The sequence below is a fragment of the Microbacterium sp. Y832 genome, assembly GCF_057669765.1.
The window spans coordinates 179295-203520 of the sequence record NZ_JBYHFM010000002.1 but is presented as its reverse complement, the minus strand read 5'-3'; the positions used below and the strand labels follow the sequence as shown (position 1 = coordinate 203520).

At 70.6% G+C, this 24226-nt stretch carries 29 protein-coding genes; 13 read left to right on the top strand and 16 right to left on the bottom strand.

Annotated features, from left to right (window positions below; translation table 11 throughout):
• Positions 1–25: 25 nt before the first annotated feature.
• Genes AC25YV_RS03730 through AC25YV_RS03705 form a run of 6 tightly spaced genes read right to left on the bottom strand, consistent with a single transcriptional unit; the run spans position 26 to position 4016 of the window.
• Positions 26–259, bottom strand: a complete 234-nt coding sequence (locus AC25YV_RS03730) for a MoaD/ThiS family protein (protein ID WP_488122499.1) — start codon at positions 257–259, stop codon at positions 26–28.
• The gene (locus AC25YV_RS03725; RefSeq protein WP_488122498.1) at positions 259–525 is read right to left on the bottom strand and encodes a DUF6457 domain-containing protein; all 267 of its coding nucleotides are present in this window, start codon (positions 523–525) and stop codon (positions 259–261) included. The genes AC25YV_RS03730 and AC25YV_RS03725 overlap by 1 nt, the downstream gene beginning before the upstream one ends.
• Entirely contained in the window at positions 522–1196 is a 675-nt protein-coding gene (gene mobA / locus AC25YV_RS03720; protein ID WP_488122497.1) for a molybdenum cofactor guanylyltransferase, read from the bottom strand. Before mobA ends, AC25YV_RS03725 begins: the two co-directional genes overlap by 4 nt.
• A complete protein-coding gene (gene moaC / locus AC25YV_RS03715) occupies positions 1193–1669 on the bottom strand; it encodes a cyclic pyranopterin monophosphate synthase MoaC (protein ID WP_488122496.1) in 477 nt (158 codons plus the stop codon). Before moaC ends, mobA begins: the two co-directional genes overlap by 4 nt.
• Positions 1666–2898, bottom strand: a complete 1233-nt coding sequence (locus tag AC25YV_RS03710; RefSeq protein WP_488122495.1) for a molybdopterin molybdotransferase MoeA — start codon at positions 2896–2898, stop codon at positions 1666–1668. The genes moaC and AC25YV_RS03710 overlap by 4 nt, the downstream gene beginning before the upstream one ends.
• A complete protein-coding gene (locus tag AC25YV_RS03705) occupies positions 2895–4016 on the bottom strand; it encodes a ThiF family adenylyltransferase (protein WP_488122494.1) in 1122 nt (373 codons plus the stop codon). The genes AC25YV_RS03710 and AC25YV_RS03705 overlap by 4 nt, the downstream gene beginning before the upstream one ends.
• A gap of 76 nt (positions 4017–4092) precedes the next feature.
• Between AC25YV_RS03705 and glsA the strand changes: the two genes are divergently transcribed.
• The 8 genes from glsA to AC25YV_RS03665 all read left to right on the top strand — a co-directional run bounded on the left by glsA (position 4093) and on the right by AC25YV_RS03665 (position 11410).
• The gene (gene glsA / locus AC25YV_RS03700; protein WP_488122493.1) at positions 4093–5118 is read left to right on the top strand and encodes a glutaminase A; all 1026 of its coding nucleotides are present in this window, start codon (positions 4093–4095) and stop codon (positions 5116–5118) included.
• A 93-nt stretch (positions 5119–5211) separates the two neighbouring features.
• A complete protein-coding gene (locus AC25YV_RS03695) occupies positions 5212–5604 on the top strand; it encodes a TOBE domain-containing protein (RefSeq protein ID WP_488122492.1) in 393 nt (130 codons plus the stop codon).
• A 1-nt stretch (position 5605) separates the two neighbouring features.
• A complete protein-coding gene (gene modA / locus AC25YV_RS03690; protein WP_488122491.1) occupies positions 5606–6397 on the top strand; it encodes a molybdate ABC transporter substrate-binding protein in 792 nt (263 codons plus the stop codon).
• Positions 6394–7203, top strand: a complete 810-nt coding sequence (locus AC25YV_RS03685; RefSeq protein WP_488122490.1) for an ABC transporter permease — start codon at positions 6394–6396, stop codon at positions 7201–7203. The genes modA and AC25YV_RS03685 overlap by 4 nt, the downstream gene beginning before the upstream one ends.
• Entirely contained in the window at positions 7200–8246 is a 1047-nt protein-coding gene (locus AC25YV_RS03680; protein WP_488122489.1) for a sulfate/molybdate ABC transporter ATP-binding protein, read from the top strand. The genes AC25YV_RS03685 and AC25YV_RS03680 overlap by 4 nt, the downstream gene beginning before the upstream one ends.
• 349 nt (positions 8247–8595) lie before the next feature.
• Positions 8596–9669: a GTP 3',8-cyclase MoaA gene (gene moaA / locus AC25YV_RS03675; RefSeq protein WP_488122488.1), complete on the top strand. Its 1074-nt coding sequence runs from the start codon at positions 8596–8598 to the stop codon at positions 9667–9669.
• 62 nt (positions 9670–9731) lie between these two features.
• Positions 9732–10631, top strand: coding sequence for a formate dehydrogenase accessory sulfurtransferase FdhD (gene fdhD / locus AC25YV_RS03670; RefSeq protein ID WP_488122487.1), 900 nt, complete (start codon positions 9732–9734; stop codon positions 10629–10631).
• Positions 10632–10657: 26 nt separating this feature from the next.
• Complete coding sequence (locus AC25YV_RS03665; protein ID WP_488122486.1) at positions 10658–11410, top strand: sulfurtransferase; 753 nt, start codon at positions 10658–10660, stop codon at positions 11408–11410.
• On the opposite strand, the gene AC25YV_RS03660 is transcribed toward AC25YV_RS03665, so the two are convergent.
• From AC25YV_RS03660 to AC25YV_RS03625, 8 genes are all read right to left on the bottom strand, one after another.
• Positions 11361–11999, bottom strand: coding sequence for a DUF2238 domain-containing protein (locus AC25YV_RS03660; protein WP_488122485.1), 639 nt, complete (start codon positions 11997–11999; stop codon positions 11361–11363). The two genes, AC25YV_RS03665 and AC25YV_RS03660, sit on opposite strands and share 50 nt — an antisense overlap.
• Positions 11996–12823 (bottom strand): endonuclease/exonuclease/phosphatase family protein, encoded by an 828-nt coding sequence (locus tag AC25YV_RS03655; protein ID WP_488122484.1) that lies wholly within the window; start codon positions 12821–12823, stop codon positions 11996–11998. Before AC25YV_RS03655 ends, AC25YV_RS03660 begins: the two co-directional genes overlap by 4 nt.
• 10 nt (positions 12824–12833) lie before the next feature.
• A complete protein-coding gene (locus tag AC25YV_RS03650; RefSeq protein ID WP_488122483.1) occupies positions 12834–13661 on the bottom strand; it encodes a glycosyltransferase family 2 protein in 828 nt (275 codons plus the stop codon).
• Entirely contained in the window at positions 13603–13761 is a 159-nt protein-coding gene (locus tag AC25YV_RS03645) for a hypothetical protein (protein ID WP_488122482.1), read from the bottom strand. The genes AC25YV_RS03650 and AC25YV_RS03645 overlap by 59 nt, the downstream gene beginning before the upstream one ends.
• 134 nt (positions 13762–13895) lie before the next feature.
• Positions 13896–14810 (bottom strand): ABC transporter substrate-binding protein, encoded by a 915-nt coding sequence (locus AC25YV_RS03640; RefSeq protein WP_488122481.1) that lies wholly within the window; start codon positions 14808–14810, stop codon positions 13896–13898.
• Positions 14811–14831: 21 nt separating this feature from the next.
• Complete coding sequence (locus AC25YV_RS03635) at positions 14832–15554, bottom strand: ABC transporter permease (RefSeq protein ID WP_488122480.1); 723 nt, start codon at positions 15552–15554, stop codon at positions 14832–14834.
• Complete coding sequence (locus AC25YV_RS03630; protein ID WP_488122479.1) at positions 15551–16225, bottom strand: ABC transporter permease; 675 nt, start codon at positions 16223–16225, stop codon at positions 15551–15553. The genes AC25YV_RS03635 and AC25YV_RS03630 overlap by 4 nt, the downstream gene beginning before the upstream one ends.
• Complete coding sequence (locus tag AC25YV_RS03625) at positions 16222–17061, bottom strand: ABC transporter ATP-binding protein (RefSeq protein ID WP_488122478.1); 840 nt, start codon at positions 17059–17061, stop codon at positions 16222–16224. The genes AC25YV_RS03630 and AC25YV_RS03625 overlap by 4 nt, the downstream gene beginning before the upstream one ends.
• 147 nt (positions 17062–17208) lie before the next feature.
• On the opposite strand from AC25YV_RS03625, the gene AC25YV_RS03620 reads away from it, so the two are divergent.
• On the top strand, positions 17209–18639 hold the full coding sequence (locus AC25YV_RS03620; protein ID WP_488122477.1) for a dihydrolipoyl dehydrogenase family protein: 1431 nt from the start codon (positions 17209–17211) through the stop codon (positions 18637–18639).
• On the opposite strand, the gene AC25YV_RS03615 is transcribed toward AC25YV_RS03620, so the two are convergent.
• The gene (locus AC25YV_RS03615) at positions 18624–19226 is read right to left on the bottom strand and encodes a flavodoxin family protein (RefSeq protein WP_488122476.1); all 603 of its coding nucleotides are present in this window, start codon (positions 19224–19226) and stop codon (positions 18624–18626) included. The genes AC25YV_RS03620 and AC25YV_RS03615 overlap by 16 nt on opposite strands.
• A 104-nt stretch (positions 19227–19330) precedes the next feature.
• Between AC25YV_RS03615 and AC25YV_RS03610 the strand changes: the two genes are divergently transcribed.
• Complete coding sequence (locus AC25YV_RS03610; RefSeq protein ID WP_488122475.1) at positions 19331–19999, top strand: DUF1345 domain-containing protein; 669 nt, start codon at positions 19331–19333, stop codon at positions 19997–19999.
• A gap of 10 nt (positions 20000–20009) precedes the next feature.
• Here AC25YV_RS03610 and AC25YV_RS03605 read toward each other — a convergent pair whose 3' ends face one another.
• A complete protein-coding gene (locus tag AC25YV_RS03605; protein ID WP_488122474.1) occupies positions 20010–21086 on the bottom strand; it encodes a DNA polymerase IV in 1077 nt (358 codons plus the stop codon).
• 88 nt (positions 21087–21174) lie between these two features.
• Between AC25YV_RS03605 and AC25YV_RS03600 the strand changes: the two genes are divergently transcribed.
• The 3 genes from AC25YV_RS03600 to AC25YV_RS03590 all read left to right on the top strand — a co-directional run bounded on the left by AC25YV_RS03600 (position 21175) and on the right by AC25YV_RS03590 (position 24158).
• Positions 21175–21777 carry a GyrI-like domain-containing protein gene (locus AC25YV_RS03600; protein WP_488122473.1) on the top strand — a complete coding sequence of 201 codons (603 nt, stop codon included), beginning with the start codon at positions 21175–21177 and terminating at the stop codon, positions 21775–21777.
• A gap of 101 nt (positions 21778–21878) precedes the next feature.
• On the top strand, positions 21879–22442 hold the full coding sequence (locus AC25YV_RS03595) for a PadR family transcriptional regulator (RefSeq protein ID WP_488122472.1): 564 nt from the start codon (positions 21879–21881) through the stop codon (positions 22440–22442).
• A gap of 39 nt (positions 22443–22481) precedes the next feature.
• A complete protein-coding gene (locus AC25YV_RS03590) occupies positions 22482–24158 on the top strand; it encodes an ABC1 kinase family protein (RefSeq protein ID WP_488122471.1) in 1677 nt (558 codons plus the stop codon).
• Positions 24159–24226: the final 68 nt, after the last annotated feature.

The following is a 24226-nucleotide window of genomic DNA, read 5'->3' as shown; positions in this document are numbered from 1 at the left end:
AGCCGCGGCATCGCGCCGTGCCCCGTCAGCCGCCCGCGAACGGCGGCAGGACGTCGACGAGGTCGTCGGCGCCGAGCGGAGTGTCATCGCCCACGCGGACACCGCCGACGAGCACGGCGCAGCGGGGCAGGATGCCACCGAGTCCGGGCCGCTCATGCGCGAGCGCCGTGCGCAGGTCGCCGAGAGTCGTCTCGACGCGGGTTTCTTCGGCGCGACCGGCCATCTCCTCGGCGGCGGCGAAGTAGCGGACGCGTGCCATCACGCCGTCCAGTCCGCGGCGAGGGCCGTGATGGTCTCGACGGCGGCGCGGGTGTCCTCGGGGGTGCCGCCCGCGCGGCCCGCGACGAGTCCCGCGACGAACGCGCTGAACGGAGCGGCAGGCCGCGCGACACCGACGGCGACGTCGCGCGCGAGATCGAGGATGAGCGAGATCGGAAGGTCTTCGGGTGCCAGATCGAAGCGCTCGCGCAGGGCCGCCGCCCACTCGTCGAGGGCCTCGGGGGGAAGACTGCGGGAATCGCTCACGGTGCCTCCTCGGTCGGCCGGTGCTCGGATCGGGCTCGGGCAAGATCCTCCCACGTATCCACGTCGCGGGTGAGGGCATCATCCACGGAGATGACCGCGAGGGCGAGCCCGTCGATGAGCGCGCGGACGGGTGCGTCGCGTCCGCGGTCGGCGAGGTCGGATGCCGCCGCGCGCAGCCTCGTCGTGCGGTAGATGCCGATGAGCCACTGCGGGCGTGATGAGGTGTCCGCGAGGCACACGCCGTCGATGTCGGCGGGGAGGAGCATCATGTCGGCCACGAGCCGATGCACCGCCGCGTGGGCGGAGGGGAGATCGCACGCCAGCAGCACGGTCCACTCGGGATCGTGGTGCGCCGGCCAGGTGGCGAGCGCCGCGATGATGGCGGCCGCGGGTCCGCCGAAGGGGGGGGTCTCGCGCACCCAGGCGACGGCGAGATCGGCATCGAGCACTGGGGCGACGATCGTGACGGGGTCGGCACCGATCGCGCGCACGGCGTCGACGGCGGTGGCGAGGAGCGTGCGACCGCCCACGTCGAACAGGGGCTTCACCGCACCGCCCACGCGCGATGCGCGCCCGCCGGCGAGCAGCACGGCACCCACCGAGAGCGGCGGTCTCTGGCCGCCGGCCCGCGGCTCGCGGTCACGGGCCGGGGGCCGTTCCGAGCCGGTCATTCTTCGCCCGCGCGCACCCAGTCACCGCTCTTGCCGCCGGTCTTGCGCACGATGCGCACAGCGTCGATCGACGTGCCCTTGTCGAGGGCCTTCACCATGTCGACGATCGCGAGCGCGGCGACCGTGACCGCCGTGAGCGCTTCCATCTCGACGCCGGTGCGGTCGGCCGTACGCACGGTGGCCTCGATCGCGACGCCGTCGTCGGCGATGTCGAGGTCGACCGTCGCGCCGTGCACGCCGATGACATGGGCGAGGGGCAGCAGATCGGGAGTGCGCTTGGCGGCGCCGATGCCGGAGATCCGCGCCACGGCGAGCACGTCGCCCTTGGGGACCGAGCCGTCGCGCAGGGCGGCGACGACGTGCGCCGCGCACCGGACGAACCCGCGGGCCGTCGCGGAGCGGACGGTCGGCTGCTTCTCGGTGACATCGACCATGCGGGCGCGGCCCGCGGCATCCAGGTGCGTGAAGCTCATGAGATCAGCATGACATCGACGAGATCTCCGGCTTCGACCGCCGCGACGTCGGCCGGGATCACGGCGTAGGCCTCTGCGCGGCCGAGGCCGCCGGCGAGGTGCGAGCCACCGCGTGTCACCGGCACGGCACGCCACGCCCTCGGATCCCCGCGGTCGATCGCGACGGGAAGGTACTGCGTGCGCCCGGGGGGCGTCCGCCATCCGCTCGCCGCGGGCAGCGTGATGACGGGGCGCGTGAGATCGGTCGCGCCCTGCAGGGCCAGCAGTGCGGGCCGGACGAACGCCTCGAACGACACGGCGGCGCTCACGGGGTTGCCGGGAAGGCCGAACAGCAGGACGTTCGAGGGGGTGCGGCCGAAACCCTGAGGCTTGCCCGGCTGCATCGCGAGCTTCGTGAACGTCATGACATCGCCCAGCGTGTTCTTGACGACCTCGTACGCCCCCGCACTCACACCGCCCGAGAAGACGACGAGGTCGGCGCCGAGGGCCTCGGCGGCGGCGATCGCGCGTCGCGGACCATCGCCGTCATCGGACACGCTCGTGCGCAGCACGACCTGTGCACCGGCCTCGGCCGCGAGCCCTGCGAGCAGCTCACTGTTGGACTCGGGGATCTGTCCGCGGGCGAGCACCGTGCCGGGTGCGACGAGCTCGGAGCCGGTCGAGACGACCCCGACGCGGGGGCGTCGGCTCACGGTGACCGCCGCGACCCCTGCTGCAGCCGCGGCGGCCGCCTGCAGCGCTCCGACGCGCAGTCCTGCGGGAAGCAGCTGATCGCCCGCGACGGCGTCTTCGCCGCGGCGACGGATGTGCGCCCCGACCCCCTTGGGCGCGGCCAGCACGGAGATCTCGCCGAGGGAGTGCTCGAGTCCGCCCTCGGTGTCCTCGAACGGCACGATCGCGGAGGCATCCGTCGGAACGGGGGAGCCCGTCATGATGCGTGCGGCCTCGCCCGGCCCCAGCGGGGGATCCAGAGCGGTTCCGGCGGGAAGATCGGCGACGACGCGCAGTGCGACGGGGGTACCCCTCGTCGCGCCGGCGACGTCGTCGTGGCGCACCGCGAAGCCGTCCATCGCGGAGTTGTCGAAGACCGGGATGTCGACGGCGGCGTGTACGGGGGAGCGCAGCACCGAACCGTGTGCGCGCGCCACGGGAAGCGTCTCGGTCTCGACCGGCGTCACTGCCGCGAGCACGCGCTCCAGGTGCTCGGCAACGGACGCGAGCTCCCTCACTCCGACTCACCCCGTGCGCGGTTCCACGCGTCCATCCCGCCCGCGAGCACCGACGCGTCGATCCCCGCCGCGACGAGAGCCTGCGCGGCGCGCTGCGCACGCACGCCGGCCTGGCAGACGACGACGACCGGGCCCGGTCCCGCGAGCGCCGGGTCGGCGAGGAGCCTCCCAAGGGGGATCTGGAGGCTCCCGTCGATGATGCCCGTCGCGGTCTCGTGCGGCTCGCGCACGTCGACGAGCGTTGCTCCCGAATCCCGGGCCGACGCCGCTTCGGTGGGATCCACTTGTGGGATGCGTGCGGGGACGGAGGGCGCGGCGGCACGGACGTCGGGGGCTTCCACGGGGTGGCGTCCTCCACCGCGGAGCGCCACTTCATCGACGCGACCGCGCAGCGCGTCGATGACGGCGACGCGACCGAGCAACGGTTCACCCACGCCCGTCAGCAGCTTGACGGTCTCGGTCGCCATGAGGCTCCCCGTCTGCGCGCACAGTGGTGCCAGAACGCCCACCTGTGCGCACGACGGCACGTCGCCCATCGATGCCGGCGGATAGAGGTCGGCCAGCAGCACCGGGGTGATCCCCGCGGGCGGGTGGGACCAGAAGACCGTCACCTGGGCGTGGAACTCCTGTACGACGCCCCACACGAGGGGCACGCCGAGCTCTTCGCATGCCGCGGCGACGGCTTCGCGCGTGCCGAACGTGTCGGTGCCGTCGACCACGACGTGCGCTCCGGCGAGGAGGACAGCGGCGTTGTCAGGCGTCAGCCGTTCGCGGACGGCACGCACGTGCGTCGCCGGAGACAGGTCAGCCGCCACACGGACGGCCGAATCCACCTTCGGTGCGCCGACGTCGATGACGCGGTGCATGGTCTGCCGCTGCAGATTGGATGCCTCCACGATGTCGTCGTCGATGATCGTGATCGCGCCCACCCCGGCCCCCGCGAGGGCGAGCAGAATGGCAGAGCCGAGGCCGCCCGCGCCGACGACGGCGACGTGAGCCGCTGCGAGTCGTCTCTGCCCGACGTCACCGAAGCCGACGAGCACGCGGTGCCTCGCCGTGCGCGACGCCTCGGCGTCATCGAGTGCGTCGATCGGTTCGACGAGGGGAGGGATCGCCATAGAGGCCAGGCTACGGCGCATCCGCGCGGGCAGGTCGGCTTCGGGTGCGGCCGTGTGTGTCGCCTAGTGTCGAACCGTGCGAGACAGCGAACTGGATATCACCGATATCGAACAGGTCGCCGACACCGGCGTGGTGCCCCCGCGTGAGCGCATCGACGACGCGCTCGCCGCAGCATACGCGCGAGCACGCGCCCACGATGGCGGGGAGCTGGCCGATTACATCCCCACGCTCGCCGAGGCCGACCCGGAGAGTTTCGGGCTGTGCGTCGTCGATGTCGACGGCGGATCCCACGAAGAGGGCGACACCCGCACGGCTTTCTCGATCCAGTCCATCTCGAAGGCCTTCGTCTACGCCCTGCTGTGCGAAGAGCTCGGCCACGACGAGGCGCTGGATGCCGTCGGGGTGAACAACACCGGCGGCGCCTTCGACTCCCTCCTTGCGATCGAGCTCAGAGAGGGCCATCCGGGCAATCCCATGGTCAACGCCGGCGCCATAGCGACGACGGCCATGATGCCGGGGGCGAACGGCGACGAGAAGTGGGCGCATATCCTCAGCGGGCTGTCCCGCTTCGCGGGCCGCCCGCTCGTCGTCGACGACGAGGTCTATCGCTCCGAACGCGCGACGAATCATCGCAACCGGGCGATCGCTCAGTTGCTCGAAAGCTATGGACGCATCTCGTGCGACCCGTTCGACGTCGTCGAGGTCTATACGCGCCAGTGCTCCGTGCTCGTCGACGCGCACGACCTGGCGGTCATGGCCGCGACCCTCGCGGACGGCGGCGTGAACCCGATCACGGGCGAACGGGTCGTCTCGGCGGCGGCGAGCCGCGACACGCTCGCGGCGCTCGCGGCCAGCGGGCTCTATGAGAGGTCCGGGGAGTGGCTGTTCGAGATCGGACTGCCCGGCAAGTCCGGTGTCTCGGGCGGCCTCGTCGCCATCGCACCCGGCAAGGTCGGCATCGGCGCCTACTCGCCGCCGCTGGACCCCGCCGGGAACAGCGTCCGCGGCCAGGCCGCGACGGCCTACCTGTCCCGCGTGCTCGGGCTGAACGTCTTCGCGTCGGGCTCGCACCGCAGATCCCATGCGGACGGAGAAGCCTGACGCCGAAGTCCTCGCACAGTAGGCCGGGGTTCGTACCGCAGGCACGGAGTAAACGACCATCTGGCTCCGCACCTGCGGTGGTACGGTCGCCTCGTGGACACTTTTCGCATCTCTGAAGCGGCACGTCTTCTGGGCGTGAGTGACGACACCGTGCGGCGTTGGGTCGACGCCGACACGCTGCCGACGACGGGGGACACCCCCGCGCGGATCCCGGGTGATGCACTCGCGGCACACGCCGTCGAGCTTGCCCGTGCGGCATCCGACCCCACCGACGTGCTCTCGAGCGCCCGCAACAGATTCGTCGGTCTCGTCACGCGCGTGCAGGTCGACGGTGTCATGGCGCAGGTCGACATCCAGGCCGGTCCCCACCGTGTCGTGTCGCTGCTCTCGGCCGAGGCGGTGCGCGAGCTCGCTCTCGAGCCGGGCTCTCTCGCGGTCGCCGTCGTCAAGGCGACGACGGTCATCGTCGAAACCCCGAAGGACTGACGTGGCTCGCGTGCGCGTCGTCCGCGGCCTCATCACCGCCGCCGTGGCCCTCGGGCTGCTGACGGGGTGCGCGGTCGCCGGCGCTGTCTCAGACGACGCCGCGCAGTCCACGCCCCGCGCAGACCTGACGGGCCAGCTCAGGATCTACGCCGCGGCCTCGCTCGATGAGGCGTTCGACGAGCTCGCGGAGCGCTTCGCGGACGAGCACCCGTCGCTCGAGGTTCTTCCGGTCGTCTACGACGGGTCGAGCGCGCTCGCGACGCAGATCATCGAAGGAGCGCCCGCCGACGTGTTCGCCTCGGCAGACGAGCACACCATGGCCGCGATCGGCGACCTCGCCGTGAGCGCGCAGAACTTCGCCTCGAACACCCTCGTCATCGCGGTCCCGGCCGGCAACCCGGGCGACGTGACGGGCCTGCAGAGTCTCGGCGATCCCGGCCGCACAGTCGTCCTCTGCGCTCCCGACGTGCCGTGCGGAGCGGCGTCCGGGGCACTTCTCGGCAACGCCGGCGTCGCGGTCGCCCCGGCGAGTCTCGAACAGAGCGTCACGGCGGTGCTCGCCAAGGTCGCCCTCGGCGAAGCCGACGCGGGACTCGTCTACGCGACCGACGTGCGCTGGGTCACCGCCGTCGAGACGGTCCGCGCCGAGGGGGCCGACGACGTCGTCAACCGCTACCCGGTGGCCGCGCTGACCGATGCCGCCAACCCCGCCGCCGCGGCGGCATTCGTCGCGTTCCTGTCGAGCAGCCACGGACGCGCCGTGCTCGCCGATCTCGGCTTCGGATCACCGTGACTCATCACCGCGATGCGGGCGGGTTCGTGCCCCGGGTGCTCGCCGTCCCCGCGCTCGTCGGGATCGCGCTGCTCGTGCTGCCGCTGGGTGCGCTCGTGCTGCGCGTCGAGTGGTCGACCCTATGGAACGACGTCACATCGTCCGAAGCGCGGTCGGCGCTCGGGCTGTCGATGCTCACCGGACTCATCGCGACCGCCGTGTGCATCGTGCTGGGGGTGCCCCTCGCGCTCGTCATCGCGCGGGCGGGCCGGCGCACGGCAGCCCTCCTTCGCGCTGTCGTCACCGTGCCGCTCGTCCTTCCCCCGATGGTCGGCGGTGTCGCGCTGCTGTTCCTCCTCGGTCGCACGAGCCGGCTCGGCGGGCTCCTCGACGAGTGGGGAGTGCGTGTGCCGTTCACGACCGGTGCCGTCGTGCTCGCGCAGGTGTTCGTCGCACTGCCCTTCCTCGTGCTCGCGCTCGAGGGGTCGTTGCGCACGAGGGGCGTCGGGTACGAGCAGACGGCCGCCGCGCTCGGTGCGAGCCGGTGGACGATCCTCGCGCGCGTGACCCTGCCGCTCGCAGCCCCCGGGCTCGTGGCGGGGATCGTGCTGTGCTTCGCTCGCGCGATCGGCGAATTCGGCGCGACGGCACTGTTCGCCGGGAACGCTCCGGGCGTGACGCAGACGATGCCGCTCGCCATCTACTCCGCGTTCAACGGCGCGGGTGTGTCACAGGGCACGGCCGTCGCGCTGTCGCTGCTGCTGCTCGTCACGGCGGTCGGTGTGCTCCTGCTCGTGCGCGCGTGGCGAGTGGAGGCCCCCCGATGACGGGCGAGGCGCTGAACGCGCGCGTCATCGTCGAACGGCCGGGGTTCCGTCTCGACGCGCACGTGTCGGCGGCTCCGGGCGAGGTGGTTGCCCTCATGGGGCCCAGTGGCGCGGGAAAGTCGACCCTTCTCGGGGTCCTCGCGGGTCTCGTGGGGCTCGACGCGGGTCGCGTCGTGCTGGGTACTCGGGTGCTGGAGGCCGCGCCCCGGCCTCGGACGCACGTCACTCCCGCGCAGCGACGCGTCGTGCTTCTCGGGCAGGACCCGCGTCTGTTTCCGCACCTGAGCGCACAGGGGAACATCGCGTTCGGCCGGCGCGCGCAGGGTGTCTCAGCCGCCGTCGCGCGGGCCGAGGCCGATGAGTGGCTGGCGCGTGTCGGCCTCGACGGGTTGGGCGCGCGGCGTCCGGGGCAGTTGTCGGGCGGTCAGCAGCAGCGCGTGGCACTCGCGCGTGCGTTGGCGACGCGGCCGGCGGCGCTCCTGCTCGACGAGCCGCTCACGTCGCTCGATCCCGAGACGGCGGCTGAGATCCGTGCACTCCTGCACGACCAGCTCGCCGAGACCCGGACGACGGCCGTCATCGCGACGCACGACGCCGTCGACGCCGTCGCGCTCGCGGCACGACTCGTGGTGCTCGAAGGTGGCACCGTGAGCCAGTCGGGCGCGGTGCGCGATGTCCTCGGGGCACCTGGCACACGGTTCACCGCCGCTGTGGCGGGAGTCAACCGCGTGGTCGGAGCGGTGCACGCCGGACGGTTCGTCGCGGGGACGCTCGAGCTCCCGGTATCAGCGCCCGATGGTCCCGCGACGGCGGTCTTCGCACCGTCGCGCGCGCATCTCGTCAGTCCCGACGCGCGAGCGGGTGCAGGGGTGTGGTCGGCGCGCATCGCGCGGCTCGAGCACACACCCGGCGGCGTTCGCGTGCGTGTGAAAGACCCCGATATCTCGATCGACGTGTCCGCGGATGAGGCGATCGCGCGGGGACTCGCGTCCGGCAGCGACATCGTGGTCCGTGTCGCACCTGGCGCGGTGCGTCTGATCTAGCGGGCCGGCGAAGCCTTAGAAGTCTTCGCCCTCGGCCTGCGAGGGGTGACGGTCGTACCAGACCGGCACGGCGAGAAAGTCGGAAGCGTCGGAATCGTGCGTCTCAGCAGCGTGCATGAAATCCTCCAGAGGGGCGAAGCGTTCCTCCACTGTCGCCCACCTTTCCGCCGCTCCCCGGGGATCTGGCGGGTAAACCCCCGGGATTATGGCTCTACGTGAAGGAAAGCCACTTCTTACGGCACGATCCGCGGCAAGACCCTGCCGGTAGGAGAGCGACGGGGGCGACCCCGCGCGGGCGGTGAGGGGTTTATCCTCGGCGTATGGCCCAGCGGGTGGCAAAGGTGCGCGAATGACCGCGGTGCCGGTGGCGATCGGCATGCGGATGCCGCACGCCGGTGCACCGGCCGACCACCCGGATGCCGGGCCGCTCACGGACACGCACGGTCGTGTCCACCGGGATCTGCGCATCTCGCTCACCGACCGCTGCTCGCTGCGCTGCACGTACTGCATGCCCGAGCAGGGCAACGAATGGCTCGCGAGATCGAGCATCCTCACCACGGACGAGATCCTCCGGGTCGCTCGCGTCGCGGCGGCGGCGGGCATTTCGACGTTCCGGCTCACCGGCGGCGAACCGCTGCTGCGTGCGGACATCGTCGACATCGTGGGCAGGCTCGCGGCTCTGCGTACGCACGCGGGCCAGCCCGTGCATGTCGCGATGACGACGAACGGCATCCGTCTGGCGGATGTGCTTCCCGCACTGCGGGCCGCGGGGCTCGCGCGGCTGAACATCTCACTCGACACGCTGCGCGCCGACCGATTCCGCGAACTGACGCGCCGCGACCGGCTCGACGACGTGCTGGCCGGCGTCGCCGCGGCGCAGCAATCGGCGCTGCGGCCGCTCAAGATCAATGCCGTCGCGATGCGCGATGTCAACGACGACGAACTCGTCGATCTCGTCGAGTTCGCGATCGCGCACGACGCGCAGATGCGCTTCATCGAGCAGATGCCGCTCGACGCCGGCCACACGTGGGATCGCTCGCGCATGGTGACGCGCGCCGAGATCCTCGACCGCCTCGCTGAGCGGTGGACACTCACCCCGCTGCCCGGCCGCGGCGGCGCTCCGGCCGAGCAGTGGATACTCGATGGTTCCACGCACTCCGTCGGCGTCATCGCCTCGGTCACGGCCCCGTTCTGCGGGGACTGCGACCGGCTGCGCCTCACCGCCGACGGTCAGCTGCGCAACTGCCTCTTCTCGACGACAGAGTACGACCTGGTGCCGGCTCTTCGGCGGGACGCGGTCGACGCTGAAACCGACATCGATCGGATGCTGCGCGCGTGCGTGCGGGGCAAGCTCCCCGGCCACGCGATCAACGACCCGTCGTTCCTGCAGCCTGCGCGCGGCATGAACGCGATCGGCGGCTGACGGCCGCGGGGCGAAACGAACGACGCGGCCTCCGGTCCGGTCGTCGCGGCTAGCATGACGCCATGGGGCGGATCACGGCGCGGCGACCGGTCACGCGGATCAGAGTGACCGCAGAGGGGACGACCGTGCGTCGGCGACCCGACACACTCGCGGTCGAGGAGCCCCTCGAGATCCGCGTCGCGGGCATGGCGCTCGCCGTCACGATGCGCACCCCCGGCAGCGACGTCGAGCTCGCCGGCGGGTTCCTCGTGTCCGAAGGCGTCATCTCGCGGGGCGACGAGTTCCGCTCGGCGATCCACTGCGGCGTCGCGTCGGCAGGCCCGGAGGCGCGCACGGCCAGTGAGAGCACCTACAACGTGCTCGACATCACTCTGGCGCCGGGCGTCGCGCCGCCCTCGCCCGACGTTGCCCGCGCGTTCTACACGACGAGCTCCTGCGGCATTTGCGGCAAGGCGTCGATCGATGCCGTCGAGACCGTGTCGTCGTACGACCTCGCGACCGACCGCACGACGGTTTCGCCCGCTGATGTCGTGGCCTTTCCCGATCGGCTGCGTGAGCAGCAGTCCGTGTTCGACAAGACCGGTGGCCTGCATGCCGCCGCGCTCTTCCACGCGGAATCCGGCGAGATGCTCGTGCTCCGCGAAGACGTCGGCCGTCACAACGCCGTCGACAAGGTCATCGGCTGGGGGCTGCTCAATGACCGGCTGCCGTTGCGCGGCACGGTGCTGCAGGTTTCGGGTCGGGCGAGCTTCGAACTCGTGCAGAAGGCCGTCATGGCCGGGATTCCGATCCTCTCCGCCGTCTCCGCGCCATCCTCGCTGGCCGTCGAACTCGCCGCCGCGTCGGGGCTGACACTCGCGGGCTTCGTGCGCGGCGACACCATGAACGTCTACACCCACCCCGAACGCCTCGCCGCTGTGCCCGTGGCCGCCGCCCCCCAGACCATCACGAGAGGCTGCTGACAGGCGCGCCTCGTAGGCTGGACGCCGTGGCATCCGTTCTGAACATCTCCGCGTATCTCTTCACGAGAATCGACGACCCCGGCGCGCTGCGCGTCGTGCTGCGCGATCGCGCCCTCGGCGCAGGGCTCAAGGGCACCATCCTGTTGGCCGAGGAGGGGATCAACGTCTTCCTCGCCGGCGATGCGGGGGCCGTGCGTGCTTTCGTCGACGAGCTCCGGCTCGACGAGCGGTTCGCCTCACTCGAGACGAAGGAGAGCTGGTCGTCGGATCAGCCCTTCGGCAAGATGCTCGTCAAAGTCAAGCGCGAGATCATCCGGATGGACCACCCCACGATCCGTCCCGCCGACGGTCGCGCGCCTGCCGTCTCACCGCAGACGCTGCGGCGCTGGCTCGACGCGGGTCACGACGACGAGGGCCGCGAGGTCGTGCTGCTCGACACCCGCAACGCCTTCGAGGTCGACTACGGCACGTTCCGCGGCGCCCTCGATTGGCGCATCGAGCGGTTCACCCAGTTTCCGGACGCTGCGGCGCGAGCGCGCGGGGACCTGCAGGACAAAACGGTCGTGAGCTTCTGCACCGGCGGCATCCGTTGCGAGAAAGCGGCGATCTACCTGCGGGAGCAGGGAGTCGACGCGCGGCAGCTCGACGGCGGCATCCTGGGCTATTTCGAGCACGTGGGAGGCGAGCACTGGGACGGCGACTGCTTCGTCTTCGACGAGCGCGAGTCGCTCACCCCCGGGCTCGCTCCGAGCGCCGTGCCCTCGGGCGTCGACGGGTGACCTCGCGGGGCTCGGCGGACTCGCGGTCCAGCCGCACTCCGGCGAGGACCAGGCCCGCACAGAATGCGCCGAGGCCGCCGGCGGCCATGTCTCCGATCGTGTCGACGTATTCGACGAAGATGTCATCGGTCACTAACTCGTAGCCGGCCCATTCGATCATCTCCCAGATGGCGCTCGCGGCGAGCCCGATCACCGTCACCAAGACGATGGGCACGCGTGCCGTGAACCCCGGGCCTCCGGGCGCGGGCACGACGCGCAGTCGAGCGAGTCCGAGATAGGCCATCGCGGCGAGGACGGCCGTGCCGATGACGTGGGCGGGGATGTCCCACCACGTGATCGTGCGGTAGAGGTCGAGGACATTGCTCCAGGCGGCCACGAGCACCGTGACGCCGTAGGTGATGTCGAACCACGCGCGCACGCCGACGAACCGCGGGACGAGCAGCGCCGGCAGGGCGAGGGCGAGGATGCCGGCATCGGTGGGCGAGAACCAGATGGCGGCGATGATGACACTCAGCACCCCGATGACGCGCACGGCGTCGGCGATGATGTCGCCGAGGCTCTGGGGCGGGCGCAGGAAGTTCTCGATCATGCCGTCGACTCGATTCGCACACGGGCTTGGACGGGGAGATGATCCGACGGCCAACCGCCGTCGATGGTGAGCGCACGAATGCCGACCTGGGCGACCTCCACTCCGGGGGTGACGGCGACCATGTCGATCCGGGCGCCGCCGGATCGCGGGCGTCGGTAGTTCGCGAACGTGCCCCACGCGGGTGTCAGACGCTCGGCGGCGGCGGTCCACGTATCGCGCAGCGATCCCTGGGCCAGCAGCGCGTGCGCCGCCGGCGAATCATGCGACGCGTTGAGATCGCCCGTCGCGATCGCGGGAAGGGCGGCCGCGCGCACGACGTGCCGGATGCGGCGGACAGCTTTCAGACGGGATGACCGCGACAGGGGGTCGAGGTGCGTGTTGACGGCAACGAACTGCGCACCGGTTGCACGGTCGCGCAGCGTCGCCTGCACCAGTACGCGGGGAGCCAGGGCGCCTCGTGACCGAGACCCGGCGACCGAGGGCGTTGACGACAGGGCCTCTTGCGCGCTGTCGAGCAGCTCGAGGCGCCGCGAATCATAGAACAGAGGGCACCCCTCTCCACGGCCACCGGCCTGACGCCCCTGCCCGATGAAGCGGTAGTGCGCCCCGAGGGCCGCGCCGATCGCGGCGGCTTGATCGGGGAGGGCCTCTTGAACGCCGAGCAGAGTGGGGCGCTCGCTGTCCAGCATTTGCTCGACGAGAGGCCTGCGCACCGACCAGCGATCGGCGCGGCGCCAGGCCAGCGCGCCGAGCCGACGCCGGACGTTGAAGGACATGACGTGCAGGTCAGGTGCCGCGACGGCGCCGATGAGCGACTCGGTCATGCGGGCCTCCTCACGGTCGTCGACGGATCCGGGCGATGCCGAGTCGGTACAGGACAATCTTCACCCAGCGTACGGGCGGGAAGTCGGCCGGCCAGTGCGCCAGCACCGTGCGAAAGCCGCGCCGCAGCCGCCGCGCGAAGGAACGACCGCTCGAGAACGGGCGCATCGACATGCCCATTCGGGCGCCGGGTAGGTAGCCGATGCGGTAGCGCTCGCCCACGTGGTACGCGAAGTCCAGATCATCGTGAAGCTCGGCGTCCGTGCGATGAACAGACGAGCAGATGCTGCGCCACACACCGCGCCGAAAGCCCAGGTTCGAGCCGAACAGGGGCAGGTGCCCGAGCGTCGGTGTCAGCACGGCGGCGTAGGCGCCGAGATAAGCGGCGGCCAGTGGAGCACGCAGCCGGGGTGGTCCGTCGATGAAGCGCGCGCCGCCGGTGAACGCGGCGATGTCGGGCCGTGCCGCGAACGCATCGGCCATCGTGGCGACCCAGCTCGTCGACGGCAGGCAGTCCGCGTCGAGGCGCAGCACGATGTCGCCCGAGGCGTGGTCGTAGCCGTAGGCGGCCGCCGCGGGGATACCAGGCTGAGCGCACGAGATCACCCGTGCCCCCGCCGCCCGGGCGACCTCCGCGGAATCGTCCGTCGAGCCGTTGTCGACGACGAGGATCTCGTCGGGGCGTCGGGACTGCGCCTCGAGCGCTCGCAGGCAGCGCGCGAGCTCGCGCGCGTCGTCCTTGACCGGGATGACGACCGAGACGGTCGAGCGTCGTGTTGCGTCAGGCCCCGCCGGGAAGCGTGGTCGCCGAGATGCGCGGCTCGTCGGGAGTCGGCGCAAGTGGTTCGTCGGGAGTGGGTGCGAGGGGCTCATCGGGGTGGGGAGGCATCGGCTCGGGCACGCTCGGGGTGCCCGGCAGCGGCGGGGTGGACATGCTCATGTGTGCTCCTCGGGGCGTGGGCCGACCCGCTGAGGGGGTCGATTCTTCCAGCATCCGCCGGATGCCCCGAAGCGACAACCCCTTGACCTCTCGAGCGGGGCGGGTTAGCTGCCGCCCGAGAGGTCAAGGCGAGCTCAGACGAGACCCTGAGCGGCGAGCCAGTCCGCCGCGATGTCAGAGGTGGACCGCTGGTCGACGGTCGATTCGACGTTGAGCGCCACGAGCGCCTCGGGGGTGAGGGCTGCGCTCACGGCGTTGATGATGTCGGCGATCTCGTCAGCGATGTCGACGTTCGCGACGGGCACGACGTGCGACGCGAGGAACAGCCCTTCGGGGTCTTCGAGCGTCACGAGCTCGTCGGTCTCGATGCGCGGGTCGGCGCTGTAGACGTTGGCCACCTGGATGTTGCCGGCGACCAGCTCGTCGACGGTCGTGTCACCCGTCGCCTGGAACTGCACGTCGACGTCGTAGACCTCGGACAGCCCGCTCGGACCGTACGGACGCTCCTCGAGCTCGGGTGCGCCGCCGAGGATGAGCCCCTCGACTCCGGCGAGATCGGCGATCGCGGTGAGACCGTTGTCCGCCGCGAACGCAGCCGTGACGTTGTAGGAGTCCTGGTCGGTCGCGGGGGACTGGTCGAGCACGGTGAGACTCTCGGGCAGGGCGTCCTGCAGGGCGGCATAGACCTCGTCGGTCGTCGTCACGGTCGCGGTGTCATCGAAGTACTGCAGCAGGTTGCCGGTGTACTCGGGGAAGAGGTCGATCGAGCCATCCTCGAGCGACGGCATGTACGCGTCGCGCTGGCCGATGCTGAACTGGCGCTCGACGTCGAAGCCGGCGTCTTCGAGTGCCTGCGCGTAGATCTCGGCGATGATCTCGTTCGAGTAGTACGCCTGCGAGCCGATCACGATCGTCGAGCTGTCACCGGTGTCGGTCGTGTCCGCGGTGTCGCCGCTGAGCGGGTCGTTCGAGGCGCAGCCGACCAGGGCGACGGCGGTGAGCGTGGCGGCGCCGAGGGCGAGCGCGGCGCGGGTACGTGCAGAGAGCATGGGTTCCTCCTGGGGTGTGGTTCAGGGTGCGGGGGCGAGCGCGGTCACCGTGGCAGACGCCCGCGGGGTGAGGCGGGTGGACAGGGTCGTGCGGGGTACGACGAAATGGGCGAGCAGAGCGAAGACGGCATCGAGCACGAGAGCAAGTGCGACGACGACGAGCGACGCCCCGAGGATCTGGTCGAAGCGCTGCAGGGGGATGCCCTGCAGGATGTAGAAGCCGAGGCCTCCGAGGCCGATGTAGGTCGCGATCGTGACGGTCGCGACGACTTGGAGCGTCGCAGAGCGCAGCCCGCCGATGAGCAGCGCGAGACCGAGCGGCACCTCGATCTTCCACAGCACCTGCCAGGGCGTCATGCCCATCGCGCGGCCGGCGTCGATGATCGTCCGGTCGATCGCCTCGATGCCGGCATAGGCGCCCGCGAGGATCGAGGGGATCGCCAGCACGACGAACGCCACGATCGCGGCCTCGGTCTTGAACGTGACGCCGAGCAGCAGCCACAGCAGCACGACGAGCCCGAGCGAGGGCAGGGCGCGTGCTCCGCCCGAGAGGAACACCGCGATCTCGCGACCCCGCCCCGTATGCCCGATCGCCCAGCCCGCGGGGATGGCGATGGCTGCCGCAATGAGCACGGAGACGAGGGTGAAGCCGAGATGCTGCGCGATCGCGGTCGGCAGGGGGAGTGACCCGGTCAGCCGGTCGGGGGAGAAGATCCACGCGAAGGCGTCGACGAACAGGTTCATACGGCGATCACCTGCTTCGTCGCCGCCGGGCGCGTCACGGCACGACGCGTCCACGGCATGAGCGCTCGCCCGAGCAGCAGGAGCAGCACGTCGATGACGAGTGCGATCACGACGACCGCGACGACGCCGACGACGGCTTCGGGGATGATACGGCGCTGCGCACCGTTGGTGAAGAGGTAGCCGAGATTGATGACGCCGATCAGGATGCCGACCGCCGCGAGGGAGATCGTGGACACCGCGGTGACCCGCAGACCAGCGAGGAAGACGGGGCCCGCCAGCGGCACATCGACCGTCCAGAACCGGCGCCAGGCGCCGAACCCGAGGGCGACCGACGCGCTGCGCGTCGTGGGATCGACCGAGGCCAGCCCCTCGGTGACCGACCGCGTCATGATCGCGACGGCATAGATCGTCAGCGCCACGATGAGGTTCGTCTCGGACAGCATGGGCACCCCGAACACCGCCGCGAGTACGGCGAAGAGGGCGAACGACGGGATCGTGTAGAGCAGCGACACCGCCGTGAGCACGAGACCCCGCAGCCGCGTGTACCGGAAAGCGAGCCACCCGAGGGGGAGTGACAGAAGGCTGCCGGCGACGATCGCGATGATGCTCTGCCGCAGGTGGTCGACCGTCAGCCGCCCGACGAGATCGAGGTTGTCGATCACCCAGGTCACGGCGGCCCCTCTGCCACGGGGTCATCCACGAGCACGCCCTGCGTGCGCCCAGCGGCGTCGACGAGCACGATGCCCCGCGACGTGCGCTTGGTGCGCAGGGCTCGCGCGCCGCGCTGGACGCCGATGAAGTCGGCCACGAAGTCGCTCGCGGGGTTTTCGATGATCTCGCTCGGGCTGCCCTGCTGAGCGATCCGCGCGCCCTTTTCGAGGATCACCACCTGATCGCCCAGCAGGAAGGCCTCGTCGATGTCGTGCGTCACGAAGACGATCGTCTTGTCGAGCTCGCGCTGCAGGCGCGACGTCTCGACCTGCAGTTCTCGGCGCACGATGGGATCGACCGCACCGAACGGCTCGTCCATCAGCAGGATGTTGGGATCGACGGCGAGAGCGCGCGCGACCCCGACGCGTTGCTGCTGGCCCCCCGACAGCTGGCTCGGGTAACGCTCAGCGAGCGCCCGGTCGAGTCCCACGACGTCCATCAGCTCGAGCGCGCGTTCGCGTGCGCGGCGACGGCGGACCCCCGTCAGCACCGGAACGGTCGCGATGTTGTCGACGACGGAGAAGTGGGGGAGCAGGCCCGCGTTCTGCAGGACGTAGCCGATGCCGCGACGAAGACGCACGGCATCTCGATCCCTGATCGGCTCGTCATCGATCGTGATCTCGCCGCTCGTGGGCTCGACGAGCCGGTTGATCATGCGCAGCAGAGTCGTCTTGCCGCAGCCCGAAGAACCGACGAGCACCGTCGTGCGGTGGGCGGGGATCACAAGACTGAAATCGTCGACGGCGAGCGTGCCGTCGGCGAACCGCTTCGAGACGGAGCGGAACTCGATCGCCATGGCGTCCTTTCGGCCTGTTCCACAAAACCACACGCCTCGGACATCGGGGAGTGCCGGGCGCAGGCTTGACGTGATCGGTGCTGATGTGCTGCGCGTCTTCCGGTCTGCACCTCGCAGATGTCGGCCGTGGGGTCTACGGTGTGCGGCATGCGAAGAAGCGAATACGACCTCGTCGTCATCGGCGCAGGGCCCGTTGGCGAGAACGTCGCCGACCGCGCCGCGCAGGGCGGGCTCTCGGTCGCGATCGTCGAGCGCGAGCTCGTCGGCGGCGAGTGTTCGTATTGGGCGTGCATACCCTCCAAGGCGCTGCTGCGTGCCGGCAGCGCCTTGAAGGCGGCACGCGACGTCGACGGTGCGCGGCAGGCGGTGTCCGGCTCCGTCGATGTCGCCGGCCTGCTCAGACGTCGTGACGCGCTGGTGAGCAACAGGGACGACGCCTCGCAGGTCGAGTGGCTCGAGAGCGCGGGCATCGACCTCGTGCGCGGGCACGGCCGACTGAGCGGCGATCGCGAGGTCACCGTGACGGATGCCGCGGGCCAGGCGACGACGCTGGTCGCGCGCCACGCGGTCGCCGTGTGCACCGGCTCGGCGGCGCTGCTTCCCGACATCCCCGGTCTCGCCGATGCGGCGCCCTGGACGAGTCGTGACGCCACGGCGGTGCGTGACGTGCCGATGTCGCTGGTGATCCTCGGCGGAGGGGTCGTCGGCGTCGAGATGGCGACCGCGTTCGCGTCGCTCGGGTGCGCCGTGACGCTCGTCGCCCGGTCCGGGCTGCTCGGCTCGTGGGAGCCGTTCGTCGGCGAGACGGTCCAGAAGTCTCTCGAGGACTCGGGCGTCGATGTGCGCACTCAGGTCGAGGTCGAGCGCGTCGCGCGCGTCGATGGCGAGGTCGTGCTGACGCTGTCGGATGGCGCCGAGATGCGCGCGTCGCAGATCCTCGTCGCGACGGGCCGCACGCCGCGCACGCGTGACATCGGGCTCGACGTGGTCGGGCTCGAGCCCGGAGGCCGGATCGAGGTAGATGACACGATGCGCGTCGTCGGACACGACGGACTGTATGCCGTCGGCGACGTGACCGGCCGGGCTCTCCTGACCCACCAGGGCAAGTACCAGGCTCGCGCGGCGGGCGACGCGATCGCGGCGCGGGCGCGTGGCGAGGCGCTCGACGATCGTCCGTGGGGGCCTCATGTCGCCACGGCGGATCACTCGGCCGTGCCGCAGGTCGTGTTCTCCGACCCCGAGGTCGCGTCGGTCGGGCACACCGAGAAATCCGCGAAGCATGCGGGCCTGCGTGTGCGCGTGCTCGATCACGACCTCGGAGCGATCGCGGGCGCGACGACCCATGCCGACCATTACTCGGGACATGCCCGCGCGATCGTCGACGACGAACGGGGCGTCATCGTGGGCGCGACCTTCGTCGGTCCGGACATCGCTGAGATGCTGCACGCCGCGACCATCGCGGTCGTCGGCGAGGTGCCGCTCGAGCGGCTGTGGCATGCCGTGCCGGCGTTCCCGACCGTGAGCGAGGTGTGGCTGCGCTGGCTCGAGCAGTACCGGCGGCCTCAGCCGGCGGGGTAGGGCCGCTCCTTCAGCAGTATCGCGAGGTGCGCGGCGTTGCGGGCGACGTCCGCCGTCGTCTGTGCGACTTTCTCGGGTGTCTCGGGGAGGTCCTTGTAGTCCGTCGTGTGCATCGCCTCACCGTTCCAGTACACGCCGCCGAGCGGAGGGATCGTGAAGCTCAGGTCGGCCAGCGCCTGGTGGGCATCGGCCATGATGGCGTGCGCGCCGTCCTCGTTGCCGAGCACGACCGTGAGCGCGACCTTGTCGGACAGGATCGGGCGTCCCTGCGCATCGGTCTCGGACATCTCCGCGTCGAGGCGCTCCAGCACGCGCTGCGCGACGCTGGACATGTGTCCCATCCAGGTGGGCGTCGTGAAGATGAGGATGTCGGCGGCGAGGACCTTCTCACGGATGCGCGGCCACTCGTCGCCGTCACCCATGTCCTTCTCGACGCCGGGGGCCACGGCGAAGTCGACGACGCGCAGCTGTTCGCCCTTCACATCGTGGGCGGCGAGGGCATCGAGCATCTGCTGGGCGAGCAGGTCGCAGCTCGAATCGGCGGGGGACGGTTTCAGCGTGCAGTTGAGCGCGAGGGCGCGGAGCATGGTGCATCCTTCCTGTCACGTCGCACGTTACGGCGCGGGGCGAAGCGCGGCACGGGGCTTGACACGCCGCCGCGCGCGCGGCATCCGATCGTCGCGGCGATAGCGTGGCATCGATCGAGGAGGTACGCGTGGTCGGAGGGGTGATCCTGCGCGCCGTCGACCTCGCCGTGCAGCTGGCGCTCATCGCGATCGGGCTGCTGCTCATCTGGGTCGACGACGAGAGTCTGACCGTCGTCTTTCTGGTGCTGTGGTGTCTCATCGGCACCGTGTATTGGCTCGGCTCGGTCATCGCGGTCGGGGTCAGCGTGCGGCTGCGGCCCGCGGCATCCGCTCGACTGCAGCGGTTCGAGCTGCACCCGGTCGTCGCGATGATCTCGACCACGGCGACGTTCCTCACCAGTGTCGTGGGGCTCGTCGCGGTCGTGACGATCGTCGTGCTGCGCAACGACCCGGATTGGGCGGGGTGGGTCGAGCCCGTCGCCGTGTGGGCGATGCTGCTGTCGTGGGCGCTGTTCCACTGGGGTTTCGCACGCATCTACGATCGGCACTACCGCCGGGCGCCCGAGCCGCCGCTGGTGTTCCCGCGCACGCCGTCGCCGCGGCTCGTCGACTTCGTGTACTTCTCGTTCACGAACGCGACCGCCTTCTCGGTGTCCGACGTGCAGGTGGTGACGACCCGGATGCGCTGGAGCGTCGTCTGGCACACGACGCTGAGCTTCTTCCTCAATGCGCTCATCATCGTCCTGGCTTTCAGCACGATCATCAACGCGTGACCCGAGGCGCTCACCAGCCGCTGCGGGTCGGCGTGTGCCCTTCGCGTGCGTCGTCGGGCATCGCCATCTCGGCGCGGACGCCGAGAAGACGGATCTCGCGTTCCGGGTCGATCTTGCCGACCAGCCCGAGCAGTTCGCTCTCGACGACGCCGGGGTCCGTCGTCGCGGCGATCTTGTGCACGAACGTCTTCGTCGTGAAGGGGGCATAGCGCACCTTCAGGCCGACGCCGACGACGGGGCGCTGTTCGGCGGCGACGTCGGCGAGCACGTGCGCGAGCAGATGCTTCACCGCCCGCAGAACCTCGCCGGGCTCGATGAGGTTCTGCGGGAACGTCGATTCGCGGCTGTGTCCGCGTGCCACCCAGGGCGTGTCGTCCACGACCGCCGAGCCTTCACCGCGGCCGAGCTGCCGGTACCACGGGCCCATCTTCGGGCCGAACTCCGCCGCCAGCACGTCGACATCGGCCTCGGCGAGCTGACGCACCGACCGGATGCCGTGGGCTGCGAGACGCCGGGAGACCTTGGGCCCCACGCCCCACAGCGCGATCGTGTCCTTGTCGCCCATGACCTCGAGCCAGGTATCGGCCGTCAGCCGGAACACCCCGCGCGGCTTGCCGAGGTCGGTCGCGTTCTTGGCCCGCACGAGCGTGTCGCCGATCCCGACGCTGCAGTGCAGCCGGGTGCGTTCCAGGACCGCCGCCTGCACCCGCCGCGCGCACGCCTCGGGGTCGGCGGTCACGACGCCGACGAACGCTTCGTCCCAGCCGAGCACCTGCACGACGGTGCCCGGCAGTTCGCGAAGGGCGGCCATGACCTCTTCGGATGCCGCGGTGTAGGCCGGTGCGTCGACGGGAAGCAGCACGGCATCCGGTGCTTTGCGCGCCGCGACGCGCAGCGGCATCCCGGACCCGACGCCGAACTCTCGCGCCTCATACGACGCGGTCGACACGACGGCGCGCTCGGTCGGATCCCCGCGGCCGCCGACGATGACGGGCCTGCCCGCCAGTTCGGGCCGGCGCAGCACTTCGACGGCTGCGATGAACTGATCGAGGTCGACGTGCAGCACCCACGGTCGCGCGTCGTTCATACGCTCCAGTGTCGCGCTCGGGGGAGGGTGATGAAACCCCGGCGGGGGCCTGGTGCCGAGCGTCGGCATCCGTCACCATGGCGGGAGCATGAAGGTCGACCTGAAGAAGACGATCCCCTCCTACTCGGCGCGTCCGGGCGTGTTCGAGGTCGTCACGGTGCCCCCGATGGCGTACCTCATGCTTGACGGTGCGGGCGACCCGAACAGCGCTCCCGAATACGCCGATGCCGTCCGCACGATCTACGGCGTCGCTTACAAGCTGAAGTTCCTCAGCAAGCGCGAGCTCGACCGCGACTACGTCGTGCCGCCGCTCGAGGCCTTGTGGTGGGCCGATGACATGGACAGCTTCACGACGACACTCGATCCCTCGCGGTGGCAGTGGAGCCTGCTGAGTCTTGTGCCCGCTGCAGTGGGGGCCGACCTCGTCGACCGCGCTCGCGAGGGTGCGGACGCACCCCTCGGTGAGCGACTGCGCTTCGGCGAGCTGGATGAAGGGCTGTGCGTCCAGACCCTGCACATCGGGTCGTACGACGACGAAGGCCCCGTCCTCGCCGCGATGCATGACGAGTTCATCCCCAGCGAAGGCCTTCGGATGACCGGTCGCCACCACGAGATCTATCTCAGCGACCCCCGTCGCGTCGCCCCCGCCAAGCTGCGGACGATCCTGCGCCAGCCCGTGGAGCGCTCCTGAGTCTTTGCCGAGCATGACGCTGTTCGACGACGAACCCTCGGACAAAAGCACGTGAGCGATATATCGTTATATATCGGCAGGGCTATCGCGAGGAGAGTGTCATGAGCGGATCATTCATGGGCGACGGGATGGGCGGTCGCGGACGAGGACAGGGCTGGCCCACGGCCGGCATCATGGAGGCGATGGAGCAGCTGCGCGGCGCGTTCGAGCAGAAGACGGGCTCGCGGATGAGCCGAGGCGACGTTCGCACTGCGGTTCTGGCCCTGCTCGCCGAGCGCCCGATGCACGGCTACCAGATCATCCAGGAGATCACCGAGCGCAGCGGCGGAGCGTGGAAGCCGAGCCCCGGCTCGGTGTACCCGACTCTGCAGCTGCTCACCGACGAAGGTCTTGTCAGCGCCGAGGAGTCCAGCGGCCGCAAGACCTACTCGCTCACCGTCGAAGGCCGCGAGGTCGCGGATGCCGCGAGCGACCGCAGTGCGCCGTGGGAGACCCCCGGCACCGCGGACGGCGCGCGGATCACGGCGCTGCCGAAGGCCGGCGTCGAGCTCGCCCAGGCAACGGCCCAGGTCGGACGCACGGGGTCGCCTGAGCAGGTGCAGCAGGCTGTCGCCGTGCTCGACGAGGCGCGCCGCAAGCTATACGCCATCCTCGCCCAGGACTGACCGGATGCGGCTCCGCACGTCTGCTCTGCGGGAGGCTCGGTGACCGCCGCCGGTGACCTGCGTTCGCGGCAGGCGAGGATCCTGCGGTTCGCGGCGCGATACCTCGTGCAGACGTGGTGGTACGAGTTGGCGCTTCCCCGGCTGGGGCTCGCAAGGATCGCGGAACGCACGCGCGCCGCGCGCATGAGGCGCATCGCGGAGCGGTTCCACGTCTTGGCGGTCGAACTCGGCGGCCTCATGATCAAGGTCGGACAGTTCATGTCGTCGCGCCTCGATGTGCTGCCCCCCGAGATCACGAAGGTGCTCGAAGGGCTGCAGGATGAGGTTCCCCCCGTGCCGTTCCCGGCGATCCGCGCGCTCGCCGAGGCCGAGCTCGGTGTGCCGCTCGGCACGGCTTTCGCCTTCGTCGACGAGATCCCCCTCGCGGCCGCATCCCTGGGCCAGGCCCATCGTGCCGTGCTGTCGCACGCGGATGCCGCCCAATCGGGCCTCCGAGACGTCGTCGTGAAGGTGCAGCGCCCCGGGATCGACCAGGTGGTCGACGTCGACCTGACGGCGCTGCGTCGCGTCGCGCAGTGGCTGAGCCGAGTGCGCGTCGTCGCGGACCGCGTGGACGCGCCCGCCCTCGTGGAGGAGTTCGCCACCACGAGCCTCGAAGAGATCGATTACGTCCACGAGGCCGCCGGAGCAGAGCGCTTCGCGAACGACTTCGCCGGTGACGATCGTGTGAGCTCGCCCGAGACGGTGTGGGAGCGCACGACGCGGCGCGTGCTCACTCTTCAGGACGTCACAGCGATCAAGATCAACGACGTCGACGCGCTTCGGGCGGCGGGGATCGATCCGGCCGAAGTGGCGGCCGAGTTCGCAGCGGTGATGTTCGACCAGCTCTTCGTCAACGGCTACTTCCACGCCGACCCGCATCCCGGCAACGTCTTCGTCACGCCCACGCCGGGCGGGCCGCGTTCGTGGCACTTCACCTTCATCGACTTCGGCATGATGGGCGAGGTTCCCCCCGAGCTCCGCCGTGGGCTGCGACGGATCCTCGTCGCTGCCGCATCACGGGACGGCGCGGGTCTCGTCGACGGGATCCGCGACGTGGGCGTGCTGCTGCCCAATGCCGACACTGCAGAGCTTGAGCGCGCAATGACCAAGCTCTTCGCGCGTTTCGGCGGGATGGGCTTCGCACAGCTGCAAGAGGTCGACCCGCGCGAGTTCCGGGAGTTCGCCACCGAGTTCGGTGATGTCGTGCGGTCGCTGCCGTTCCAGCTGCCCGAGAACTTCCTGCTCATCATCCGAGCGATGTCGCTCACCTCGGGCATGTGCAGTTCGCTTGACCCGGCGTTCAACATCTGGGATGCCGTCGAGCCGTACGCTGCCCGGATCGTCCGCGACGAGAGCGGCAGCGCCGTGCGCGAGTTCGCGGAAGAAGCCGTCTCGACGCTCGCCGTCGCGGCACGCCTCCCCGGGCGACTGGACAAGCTCGCGACTCGGCTCGAGAGCGGCCGGCTCTCGGTCGACACCTCCGCCCTCGAGCAGCGCCTCCGGCGCATCGAGAGGGTGGGGCGACGAGCCGTCTCGGCGGTCCTCTTCGCGGGACTGCTGATCGCCGGCGCGATCCTGCTTCCGATCATCCCGCTGCTCGGCACCGTCCTGATGGCGGCATCGGCGTTCCCGCTGCTGCACGCACTGGTCGCGGGTTCGACCGACCGCCGCTGACCCGCCGTCGGGTTGCGCCCGACCGCGGAAGACGGCCCTTCGCCGCGCCGTCCGGGGGCCGGGAATCC